Origin of the sequence: Pseudobacteroides cellulosolvens ATCC 35603 = DSM 2933 (genome assembly GCF_001262605.1) — a bacterium.
GTDB classification, from domain to species: Bacteria; Bacillota; Clostridia; order Acetivibrionales; family DSM-2933; genus Pseudobacteroides; species Pseudobacteroides cellulosolvens.
In genome coordinates this window covers 2327305-2338944 of the sequence record NZ_LGTC01000001.1, presented here as the reverse complement: position 1 = coordinate 2338944, position 11640 = coordinate 2327305, and the positions used below count along the sequence as shown (strand labels likewise).

Annotated in this window: 9 protein-coding genes and 2 pseudogenes; 10 read left to right on the top strand and 1 reads right to left on the bottom strand. The window is 35.1% G+C overall.

The window, feature by feature from the left end; all coding sequences use genetic code 11:
• Window positions 1-191: 191 nt before the first annotated feature.
• Window positions 192-941 carry a PilZ domain-containing protein gene (locus Bccel_RS09470; protein ID WP_036938256.1) on the top strand — a complete coding sequence of 250 codons (750 nt, stop codon included), beginning with the start codon at window positions 192-194 and terminating at the stop codon, window positions 939-941.
• A gap of 77 nt (window positions 942-1018) precedes the next feature.
• Here Bccel_RS09470 and Bccel_RS09465 read toward each other — a convergent pair whose 3' ends face one another.
• Entirely contained in the window at window positions 1019-2092 is a 1074-nt protein-coding gene (locus Bccel_RS09465) for a branched-chain amino acid aminotransferase (protein ID WP_036938253.1), read from the bottom strand.
• Between the two features lie 308 nt (window positions 2093-2400).
• Here Bccel_RS09465 and Bccel_RS09460 point away from each other — a divergent pair, with 308 nt between their 5' ends.
• The 9 genes and pseudogenes from Bccel_RS09460 to Bccel_RS09420 all read left to right on the top strand — a co-directional run bounded on the left by Bccel_RS09460 (window position 2401) and on the right by Bccel_RS09420 (window position 11635).
• A complete protein-coding gene (locus Bccel_RS09460) occupies window positions 2401-2991 on the top strand; it encodes a YqeG family HAD IIIA-type phosphatase (RefSeq protein ID WP_050753323.1) in 591 nt (196 codons plus the stop codon).
• A gap of 90 nt (window positions 2992-3081) precedes the next feature.
• Entirely contained in the window at window positions 3082-3963 is an 882-nt protein-coding gene (gene aroE, locus Bccel_RS09455; protein WP_242853069.1) for a shikimate dehydrogenase, read from the top strand.
• Window positions 3964-4315: 352 nt separating this feature from the next.
• Window positions 4316-6006: pseudogene (locus Bccel_RS09450) on the top strand (GspE/PulE family protein).
• An 85-nt stretch (window positions 6007-6091) separates the two neighbouring features.
• Window positions 6092-7146, top strand: a pseudogene (locus Bccel_RS09445) (type IV pilus twitching motility protein PilT).
• Between the two features lie 303 nt (window positions 7147-7449).
• The gene (locus Bccel_RS09440; protein WP_036938246.1) at window positions 7450-8664 is read left to right on the top strand and encodes a type II secretion system F family protein; all 1215 of its coding nucleotides are present in this window, start codon (window positions 7450-7452) and stop codon (window positions 8662-8664) included.
• A 54-nt stretch (window positions 8665-8718) separates the two neighbouring features.
• Window positions 8719-9153, top strand: a complete 435-nt coding sequence (locus Bccel_RS09435) for a type II secretion system protein (RefSeq protein ID WP_050753322.1) — start codon at window positions 8719-8721, stop codon at window positions 9151-9153.
• 58 nt (window positions 9154-9211) lie between these two features.
• Window positions 9212-10000, top strand: coding sequence for a prepilin peptidase (locus tag Bccel_RS09430; protein ID WP_036938244.1), 789 nt, complete (start codon window positions 9212-9214; stop codon window positions 9998-10000).
• 27 nt (window positions 10001-10027) lie between these two features.
• Window positions 10028-11113: a type IV pilus assembly protein PilM gene (gene pilM / locus Bccel_RS09425; RefSeq protein WP_036938241.1), complete on the top strand. Its 1086-nt coding sequence runs from the start codon at window positions 10028-10030 to the stop codon at window positions 11111-11113.
• A gap of 27 nt (window positions 11114-11140) precedes the next feature.
• Window positions 11141-11635, top strand: a complete 495-nt coding sequence (locus Bccel_RS09420; RefSeq protein ID WP_036938238.1) for a PilW family protein — start codon at window positions 11141-11143, stop codon at window positions 11633-11635.
• The last annotated feature ends 5 nt before the right edge of the window (window positions 11636-11640 follow it).

Below are 11640 nucleotides of genomic sequence, written 5' to 3'. Positions count from 1 at the left end.
TTAGTCAAATGGAAAAACGCATTGGTCAATATGCATTTAAAATTCCCCTATGTCGAAGTAGAACGACTACTTGACTTGGGGATTTTTGTTTTTACTAATTTGCTAAAAACCTAAAAATTCTACTTGAAGATTTATATAAAACTTGCCGATATAATCTATAACGTCTATCAATTCAGGGAGGTCTTTGCACTATGACAGCTGAAACTTTGGAAAAAGCACAAATTCTGAATGAAATAAAGGAATTATATGATAAAACAGGTGGTATGTCAGTAGATAAAACTAAGATTATTAATATCATGCAAAAAGGCTCTTTCATTAAGACTCAGTTTTACGGATCGAATAAATGGAATGTTAACCTGGTTTTGGATAATACCAATAATATGTTAAAAGTTGCCTTTATTGAAGATGACGGAATACCTGCTCTATTGCCAGGCGACAATATAAGGTGCAGATTTGCAGTTGATACTTATGATGTAAACATGCTTTGCACCATAGATAGGATGAAGTGCGACTTCCTGCCGACAAAATCACTTAGAATATTGAAAGCAGATATATGGAAAAATAAAAGAGCATCATCAAGGCATAATGCCGGGTTTTTATGCAGGGGAGAATCAGAACTTAACGAGAAATTTTCAGGCTACTTTATTAATCTTAGTGAGTCTGGTACTGGATTGATATGCAGAGAAAACCTTAGGGTTGGAAGTAGTGTTAAAATATCTATTTTTGTTAGCGAGTCTAAAAGAATTGATTTCTATTCATACATAGTAAGGAGTAAAAGGCATCACGATCAGAAGTTCGAATATGGTACAAGGTTTAGCAATATGACGCCTCAGCTATGTGAAATTATTGATAATTTTATTAATAATGAAAAAAATAAGGAAATTATAACCTATCAGGATTTGTGTAAGAAGTATAACATTACCCCTCTTGATTTTATATAAATTCATTTACAAAAGATTCAGGGAATGCTCACATCACTTGTATGCATCCCCTGAATACATTTTTTAAAATAGCTTTATTAAGCCTTAACTTCTGTAGTCCAGCCTAAAGTATCTTCAAGATCTCCATTTTGAATATTGGTTATAGTTGTATAGATTTTTGAGGAAAGCTCACCTATCTTACCTTCATTTATAGTTATTTTATTATCATTCCAATTCAATTCACCTATCGGAGAAATAACTGCAGCTGTTCCGGTACCGAAAGCTTCATCAAGAGTACCGTTGGCATGTGCATCATAAATTTCTTGAATAGTAATTTTTCTCTCAGTTACTTTAACGCCCCATGACTTGAGGAGTTCCATCGTTGAGTCTCTTGTTATACCTGCTAAAATACTTCCTTCCAATGCAGGAGTGATAACTTCCCCATTAATTTTGAAGAAGACATTCATTGTACCAACTTCTTCAATATACTTTTTTTCAACTCCATCCAGCCATAAAACCTGAGTATATCCCTTCTTTTTTGCTTCCATTTGTGCCTTAAGGCTTGAAGCATAGTTTCCAGGAGTTTTGGCATAGCCGATTCCGCCTTTTACAGCTCTTACATAGTTACTTTCTACGTATATTTTTACAGGATTGATTCCTTCGGGATAATAAGCACCTACAGGGGATAAGATTACAATATACTTGTATGTCTTGGAAGGTCTTACGCCGAGGAAAGGATCTGTGGAAATAATAAATGGTCTTATATAGAGTGATGTACCATCTTCTGTAGGTATCCAGTCCTTTTCAATATTAATGAGCTCCTTAAGGGCTTCTATACAAAAATCAACATCTATTGGAGGGATACATAATCTGTCATTGGATATGTTAACCCTTTCCATGTTTTTATGAGGTCTGAAAAGCAATATCCGTCCATCCTTAGCTCTATAAGCCTTTAAACCTTCAAAAATTGCTTGGCCATAGTGAAGAACCATGGTTGCCGGATCCATTTCCAAAGGTGCATAGGGAACAATTCTAGGATCATGCCATCCTTTTCCTTCTGTGTAATCCATTATAAACATATGATCAGTAAAATAGTTGCCGAACCCAAGATTGCTTTGGTCGGGTTTAGTTTTTGGAGAATTTGTTTTTTCAATTTTAATTTGACCTATCATAAATATGACTCCCTTTCAGATTACTTTAGTTAACTAAAATACATTGTAATTTATTTCTAACCTTACATTTGGCAATGCAAAATAGGTCATATTATTGTACCCTGCCAAATGCAAGATTAGCATCTAACAATATAGAAAACTTGTCCAAACTCATAAATTATTATGACACTTTTTATTTGAAAAATCCAGACTTTTTAATCATATTATTTATATTATTGTTTAATATGCTAAAAATATTGATATCATTATGTTTGTTTGTTATTATTTAGTAAAGTTATAAAGTTAATCTTAAATTTCGGAGGAATAAAATGCTGGAAAAATTCTTTCCTGATGTAATAGTAGACAAGGTACAGGATATAAATTTGGACGATTTGAGGAAAAAAGGAATAAAAGGGCTTGTATTAGATATTGATAATACACTGGTTGCACAGTTTACAATGAATGCGAGTGAAGATATAAAAGAGTGGATTCAAAGGGTTAAGGATATGGGATTTCTTCCATGTATCATTTCTAATGCTTCAAAAAAAAGGGTGGCAGCATTTAATACTGGGCTTGATATACCCGCTATTCATAGAGCTTATAAACCTTCACCAAATTCATATTTAAGGGCGGCAACGCTTTTAGGGATAAAATGCAGCGAGATTGCTGCAGTAGGTGATCAGATATTTACTGATATCTATGGAGGTAACAGGATTAATATGTATACTATACTTGTTAAGCCAATAGATAAGAAAGAAATACTGTTTGTAAAACTCAAAAGGCATGTAGAAAGGTTTGTTCTTTTTAGACACAGCAAGGCGGCTTATAATAAAAACAGCAAACTTAAAAGGACCAGATGGAAGGAAAAAAGTGCTGTAAGACATTCTTCTTCAAATTCGAGTAAGGGTGGAAATTCTTAATATGTAACGAATTATGATATTGTTTGTGATAACAGGAATTTTTAATTATTCCTTATGTTAGTGTACAGATGTATAAACGGGGGGATTAATGTGGAATTATCAATAAATGCACGTACTAAAATTATAGGTATTATAGGAGATCCAATAGAACATTCAAAATCTCCCATATTACATAATTATATAAGTGCCTCTAAAAATATAAATGCAGTGTATGTGCCATTTAGGGTCCATACGGATAATCTGCTTGATGCAGTAAGAGGTCTTAGAGGACTTAATGTTGTTGGATTTAATGTTACTGTTCCCCATAAGAATAAAGTAATGGAGTATTTAGACTGTATTTCAGAAGAAGCCAGGCTGATTGGAGCCGTTAACACAGTTAAAAATATAGACGGTAAATTATGGGGATACAATACCGACGGAGATGGATTTTTACGGTCTTTTAAAGAAGAAACGGGACATTCATTTAAAGGTGAAAGAGTTGTTATTATCGGTGCAGGGGGTGCAGCAAGGGCTGTAGCGGTCAAAGTTGCTCTAGAAGGTGCAAGTGAGGTGGTAATCCTTAACAGAAGTGTAGATAAGGCAAAAGAACTGTCAGATTATATTAATAACAATATATCATGCTGTTCTTCATTTGCAGGTATGGAGCATAGTGACGTTAAAAATGCTGTTATGAACTGCCGTATAGTTATTAACACTACATCGGTAGGAATGTACCCCGAGATTGATAAAAGCCCTATTGAGTCTTATAGCCTTTTAAATGATAAGCATATTGTTTATGATATAATATATAATCCTGTAAAAACAGAACTTTTGAAAGCTGCCGGGGAGAAAGGAAGCATTGCAGTTAATGGAATGGGAATGTTATTCTACCAAGGTATATATGCATATGAAAAGTGGATGGACATTGAATTCTTAGAAAACGAGATTGAACAATTCTATATGAGGTTTAAGGAAACAGTTATGGCGATTTAATGCTAATCTAATCTATATGAGGTTCAAGGAAGCAGTTATGGCTATCTGATGCCAAACTGCTTTTCATACATAAAATGCACAATTGATCAGTTGATTATTGGTTATTGCCTGATCTTACATTCGGCAGAGTAACCTCAAGATTATTGAGTGATTTTTTTCTTATGTTTTTTCTATAATAATCCGATAAAAATAAAGTGAAATATTTATATTCTTTTAGTGTAATTCTGAAGTTTTTTATCTAGGAAATTATGGTGTATTCTGTATCATAATTTATCATGACGGCCATCAAGGCTGACAAAATCACTTCGTGATTTTTATTGCCCATGGGAATATGCTTTTATTGGAGGGCTTTATGAACAAGCAAAACAGAAAAAGGCTGGGAGATTTGCTTTTAGAGGTTGGACTGATTTCAAAAGAACAATTGGATAAAGCATTGGAAATCCAGAAGCAGACGGGAGAGAAGCTGGGCCAGGTCCTTTTGAATCAAAATTTTGTTACTCAGCAGGATATAATCCAGGTTTTGGAGTTTCAGCTTGGAATTCCTCATGTTGATCTTGAAAAGTATAATATTGACTCATCAGCTTGTTTGCTTATTTCTGAAAACCTTGCCAAAAGGTACGGCCTAATACCCATACAGAAAACCAATGGTGTTCTGACTGTTGCAATGAGCGACCCTTTAAATGTTTTTGCCATTGATGACATAAAAATTTTTTCTGGCATGGATGTTCAGCCTGTTATAGCAACACTTAAAGATATAAATAATGCGATAGATAAATATTATTCCGCTCAGAAGGCCATGCAGGCAGTGGAAGAATTCAAAAAAGAGCATGGGACAGTTAAAATTGGGAATGAATCGGATGAGCAAGCATCAGATGAAATAAACAATTCGCCTGCTGTAAAATTATTAAATTCCATTATTGAACAGGCTATAAATAATAATGCCAGTGACATACATATCGAGCCCTTTGAAAGATACATAAAGATAAGGTTCAGGATTGACGGACAGCTTATGGAAGCTATGCGGCCGGAAATTGAGATTATGCCTTCTGTAGTTACACGTATGAAAATCATTTCAGGATTAAATATTGCAGAGAAAAGGTTGCCTCAGGACGGTAGATTTCAGTTATGGTCAATGGCGATGAATATGATTTAAGGGTTTCAATACTGCCAACAGTTTATGGCGAAAAAATTGTTATAAGGGTAGCTAACAAAAAAGCCTTTGTTGTAACAAAAGAAGCTTTGGGATTTAGCAGGGAAGATCTTTTTAAGTTTGAAAGTATTTTGAAAAATCCTCATGGTATCATATTGGTTGCAGGACCTACCGGAAGCGGGAAAACTACAACCCTATACAGTGCCATAAGTGCAATTAACAAACCAAACCTCAATATTGTAACGGTTGAGGACCCTGTGGAATGCCTAATAGATGGGGTCAACCACGTTCAGGTCAATGCCAAGGCAGGATTTACCTTTGCAGTCGGCTTAAGGTCAATATTGAGGCAGGATCCAAATATTATAATGATAGGTGAAATAAGAGATTCTGAGACTGCTGAAATAGCTGTCAGAGCAGCTATAACAGGTCATCTTGTATTAAGTACAATTCATACAAACGATGCACCAGGAACTGTATTAAGGCTTATAGATATGGGAATTGAGCCATTCATGGTTGCTTCATCCGTTGTAGGGGTTATTGCACAACGTCTTGTTAAAAAGATATGTCCTAATTGTTCATATAGCTACAGAGCAAATGATGAGGACCTGGAAGCACTTGGAATTAAGACGTCAGAGGAAGTACTGCTTTATGAGGGAAGAGGATGTACTGTATGCAATAAAACTGGGTATAAGGGCAGAATCGGAGTATATGAAATAATGGTCCTTAATAAAATTCATAGAGAGCTTATAAATAAAGGGTGTTCTGAAGATGCACTGCGAACCGAACTGATTAAATCAGGTATGGTAACTTTGAGGGAAAATGTAAGGAGGTATGTTTTGGAGGGTTCTACTACATTAAGTGAAATGATAAGGATTTCACATACAAACGACTAAAATATGAGTATAATCTTGAGTTTATTCTAACTAAACTTAGGGATTAACTATATTATAAGGAATGACTATATTAAGGAGGTCACTTATGGAATTTGATGAGTTATTGTATAAAGCAATTGAACAAGGAGCATCGGATATTCATATTACAGTAGGAATACCGCCGACAATAAGAAAAAACGGACGCTTGGTAAGGTTGGGTGATATTCCTGTCAGCGCTGATGATACGGAGTATTATACCAAGAAGATGTTAAACGGAGATAAACTCAGTGAATTTGAGAAGAAGGGGGAAATAGACCTGTCATATTCACTACAGAGTGTTGGTCGATTCAGGGTTAACATATTCAGGCAAAGAGGCACTTGTTGTATTGCAATAAGGCCTGTTAATATAACTATACCGACATTTGAACAATTGGGTTTGCCTGATGTGATAAAGGAATTTTCAAAAAAAACAAAAGGTTTAGTTTTGGTTACCGCCCGACAGGAAGTGGTAAATCAACTACTTTGGCGGCAATTATAAATAAAATAAACGAAGAAAGAGATTGCCATATACTGACACTTGAGGATCCTATCGAATATCTACATAAGCACAAGACGTCTATTGTCAATCAGAGAGAGATAGGTCACGATTCAAATTCATATGCAAATGCCTTAAGAGCTGCTTTAAGAGAAGATCCTGATGTTATATTGGTAGGAGAGATGAGGGACATGGAGACTATATCCATAGCCATAACTGCGGCTGAAACAGGTCACCTTGTATTTTCTACTTTGCACACAATTGGAGCAGCGAACACAATTGATAGAATTATAGATGTTTTTCCGCCTTATCAGCAACAGCAGATAAAGGTACAGCTTTCTACAATTCTTCAGGGGGTTATTTCACAGCAGTTGTTAGCCAGAAGGGATAAGCATGGAAGGGCGGCAGCACTTGAAATAATGATTCCAAACCCTGCTATAAGGAATCTTATTAGAGAGGGGAAAACCCATCAGATTAATTCTATTATACAAACTGGTGCAAAATTTGGCATGCAGACTATGGATAACAGTCTTTTAAATTTATATAGAAGAAATATTATAAGTTATGAAGATGCAATGGTATATGCGGCTGATCAGGAAAACATAATGAGACTGGCAAGTATCTAGATAGAAAAATTAATCACATAAGAAATATGTTGAAAGATAAAGTAAAATATGATAAAATATAAATGAAGAAGCGGCTAGTTTCTTCCATTTCTAAAAGCTAACTTTTCAAATCCAAAAACATTACCTTAGTTGTTTTATGAAGTATGGTCTTAAGAATATTGAAGTCGTAATTTTTCAGTTATTATTAATCTTCTTGAAATGCCCGACTAACATTTTTTGATGATGTACCATGTGTAAAATTTATATTGTTTTATTTCATACATAAAAATATAATATATATGTTATAAGCAGGGAGGGAAAAAATTGGCTTCGTTTGCTTATACAGCCAAAACATCGGCAGGAGCCATTGTAACAGGCAAATTTGATGCAAATGATGTTGATAATGTGGTATCTTTTTTGAGAAATAAAGGCCTGTTCCCAATGGATATAAAAGAAGTAACGGCAGTCAGAAAGGGAATAACTTCAAAATCTAGAAAAAGGATTTCCTCCAACGATTTGGCCATTTTTTGCAGGCAGTTTTATACAATGGTTAATGCTGGGGTTTCGGTAATCGGATGTTTGGATCTTTTAAGAAAGCAAACAGAAAATACCAAGCTGGCAGAACTCATAAATGAAGTTTATGATGATGTTCAAAAAGGTAATTCATTATCTGAAGCGTTAAGTTTACACTCTAATACATTGCCGGTAATTCTTATCAGCATGATTGAAGTTGGAGAGGTAAGCGGTACCTTGGACATGGTTCTTGACAAGCTGGCAGCACACTTTATAAAAGAAAACAGGATCAGACAGAAAATCAAGACGGCTATGATGTATCCTATGATTATCGGTTTTATTGCAGTAGCGGTTGTAATTTTCATGCTGGCATTTGTAGTTCCAAAGTTTATGAGCATGTTTTCTTCTATGGGTACAGGACTTCCTTTACCTACAAAAATATTACTTGGCATAAGCCATACAATATCGAATATATGGTTTTTAATAGGTGCAGCATCATTTATTTCAGTAGCTTATTATTTATTCTCAAAGTTTAAAAGGACGGTAAAAGGGAGGTTGATAATTACAGGCATAATTCTCAAGATACCAAAGGTTGGAAAAAACTATAGAAAGATACTTGCATCAAGGTTCTCGAGGGCATTGAGCCTCCTGCTTGAAACAGGCGTTCCTTTGATACAGGCACTTGAAGTAGTTGAGAAGGTAGTAAATAATCAGGTGGTATCTGATGGATTGGTGAAAGTTAAAGAAGAGATAAAAAGAGGATCAAGCCTGGCAAGTCCACTTGAAGGTATTGGAATATTTCCGGTAATGGTAACTCAGATGATAAGCATCGGTGAAGAAGCCGGTTCTTTGGATGAAATAATAGGAAAAGTTGCAGATTTCTATGATGAAGAGTTGGATACATCCATAAGCCAGTTAATTTCCTTGATAGAACCAGTTATGATACTGGTACTTGCGTTAATAGTGGGGTTTATTGTAATCGCAATGATCATGCCTGTTTTCGGTATGTATAAAAATATGGGATAGGCATGTTTAACTAAACTGCATGAAAAGTATTAATAATTCAAGGAGGATGTTAAGATGATTAAAAAGTTCATTAAAAACAGAAAAGGCTTCACATTAACGGAATTGATAGTTGTAGTGGCTATTTTGGGCGTATTGGCAGCGGTTGTTACTCCTTCAGTAATGGGTTATCTGTCAGATGCAAAGGACAATGCTGATAAAGCTAATCTGGCAACTATTGATAGCTGCGTAAAAAGGCTTGCTGCTAAAGGAACAATAAGTTTAACTTCTGATTGGACTAATGCTACAGTACAATCAAATATTAGAGCAGCAGTAGCCAAGGAAATTAATCCTATCCCCAGTACTTCCAGTGAGACAAATACAAAATGGGCGATAAATAAAGATGCAGTTAGTGGAACTACTATATGGGTAACTCAGGAAGCAACAGCTGCTGCAGGCAGCAATGTAAGAATAATATTAAATCCGGGTGCAGCACCATCTCCAACTACATAATACTATTTATAAATTTAAACAATAATTAGACTTAATAGAGAGGACGTATGACAAAATTATGACAGTTTATTATTACATTCTTGTTTTTACTTACGGTTTAATTATAGGCTCATTCCTAAATGTTTGCATATGTAGAATGCCTTTAGGTGAGTCTGTTGTAAAACCACCGTCACATTGCCCCAATTGCGGTACAAGGTTGACAGTGCTCGACCTTGTACCCCTGTTTAGCTATTTGTTTCTAAGGGGAAAGTGCAGATACTGTAAAGCAAAAATTTCCATTAAGTATCCCCTGATGGAAGTGCTGACAGCACTAATTTATTTGCCATTGTTTTATAAGTATGGTCAGAACGGGCAGTACATAGAATTCTTTGCAGCGGCTTATCTGGTGTCCATACTTATTGTTGTATTCTTTGTAGATTTAAAGCACAGAAAAATTCCCAACAGCCTTGTAATCTCAGGATTGGTTGGAAGTATAGCACTCATAGCGTATAATTTCTTTAAACCCCTGGATATTTATGGCGATGGAAACTGGTGGAATCCTATTTTGGGGATAATTATGGCATCGGGTTTCCTATTGATAGTGTCATTAATAAGTATGGGCTTGTCAAAGAAGGAAGCATTTGGATTTGGTGATATAAAACTACTTGCTGTTATAGGCGGTTATGTTGGATGGAAAATGGGTCTTATTGTCCTTTGTGCATCCCTAGTTATAAGTGCCGTGGCAGTTTTGTCTACTGCAGTACTGAAAAAAGATAATAATAAAGGTAATATACCTTTTGGAAGCTTTATAGCTATTGCAACTTATATTACATTCCTGTTTGGAGGGGAAATTATTAAGCTCTTTTAATATTACAACAAAAGGTTGTGTGAGATTATGTTAAAAAAGACCTTTCTTGCAGTAGATATAGGTAATACGAATGTAAAAGCGGTATGGGGCTATTATAATAAGCAAACAATTTGTATTCTTGAGTATGACATTATCAAGGCACCGGAAAATGTCATTAAAGATGGAAAAATAACAGATGTGGAAATGATGGCTACAACGCTTAAAGACATAATCAAAAAGAACAGAATTAAGGTTAACAAATTGATTATGAACATTTCAGGTACAGGAGTTATTACAAGAGAGGTACAACTGCCAAGGTCAACGGATGAGGAGCTCGAAAACATACTCAAATATGATGCTCAGCAGTATTTCCCGGTTGACCTTGAGAATTATGTTATGGATTTTCGTGTTCTTGATGATGCTCCTATAGGCAGTGATAATATGTGCAGAGTTTTACTGGTTGCTGTTCCTATAAAGCAGGCAGATGAATATATGAAGATAGCCGAGAGGCTGAAGTTGGATATGGAAGCTATTGATATACCTGCAAATTCAATAACCAAGCTGCTTTTTGGAATTGGCAGTACAAAAAGTGCCTGTTCCAATATATCAGCTAAAGAAGAATTTGTAGTATTAGATATCGGATCGGATACAACTGGGGTATATATATTTCAAAATTCAAAGCTTATGTTTAATAGGATTTTACTCATAGGCAGTGGAGAAATTGACAGATATATTTCAAATAGCATGGAAATTGATTACTTAGATGCACAAAAGATTAAACTTGACCGGGGCAGGGTTTTTAATGAAGAAGAAGAGGCTAATGAAACTATTGAAAACATAAATCTATGCAATTATATAAGGCCTGCTGTTGACAACCTTATTCTTGATATAAACAGGCTTGTTGAATTTTATGTGTCAAGGTCATCATTTGGAGGAATAAAAAAGATGTATATATGTGGCGGAGGTAGTCAGCTTCAAGGCCTTGGCAAGTACATAGGAAATTACTTTAATATTCCTGTTGATTATTTACATAAATTTTTAAATATAGAGTATAAGGGCAAAAAAGGCATGGACAAGTTTACTGCTGATTTTGTTTATATGATAAATGCTACCGGAACCCTAATCAGGGAATAACATGCTGCCTTCAAAGGGTGATGATATATGCTTCGTGGGAGAAAAGGTACATCATTGGTTGAATTGCTCATTTCCATAGCGATACTGGGAGTTATAATGGTACCGATATCAACGGTTCTATATCAAGGTTTCAAAAATTACTATGTTGAAAGCGACATGCTTATTGCGACACAAAGGGCCAGGGAAGCTATGGATAAGCTTATTGAGGATATAAGGATGAATGACAGCTCAAATATAAGTATTGAAGACAGCGGTAAAATTCTTAACATTGTTAAAGATGATCCCATTAAGGAAGATCTTATATACAAATTGGAGACTATTGGTGGGAGCAATGTATTGTTAAGAAACACCCAAAATGTATTTAAACCCGAGGAAAACATTAGTATACTGGAGTTTAAAGCACAAATTCAGGAGAAGACAGCAGATTATGACAGTCAAATTATAAAAGTAATACTTAGTATTATAGTAGGCAAAAGTGACCCTGTTACGCTGGAAGGTAGCTATCGAAGAAAGACTGGATAAAAAGG

Coding starts and splice junctions, on each gene's coding strand:
- pilM (WP_036938241.1), top strand. CDS start 10,028: ATGTTAAAAAAGACCTTTCTTGCAGTAGATATAGGTAATACGAATGTA.
- Bccel_RS09430 (WP_036938244.1), top strand. CDS start 9,212: ATGACAGTTTATTATTACATTCTTGTTTTTACTTACGGTTTAATTATA.
- Bccel_RS09435 (WP_050753322.1), top strand. CDS start 8,719: ATGATTAAAAAGTTCATTAAAAACAGAAAAGGCTTCACATTAACGGAA.
- Bccel_RS09420 (WP_036938238.1), top strand. CDS start 11,141: ATGCTTCGTGGGAGAAAAGGTACATCATTGGTTGAATTGCTCATTTCC.
- Bccel_RS09460 (WP_050753323.1), top strand. CDS start 2,401: ATGCTGGAAAAATTCTTTCCTGATGTAATAGTAGACAAGGTACAGGAT.
- Bccel_RS09465 (WP_036938253.1), bottom strand. CDS start 2,092: ATGATAGGTCAAATTAAAATTGAAAAAACAAATTCTCCAAAAACTAAA.
- Bccel_RS09470 (WP_036938256.1), top strand. CDS start 192: ATGACAGCTGAAACTTTGGAAAAAGCACAAATTCTGAATGAAATAAAG.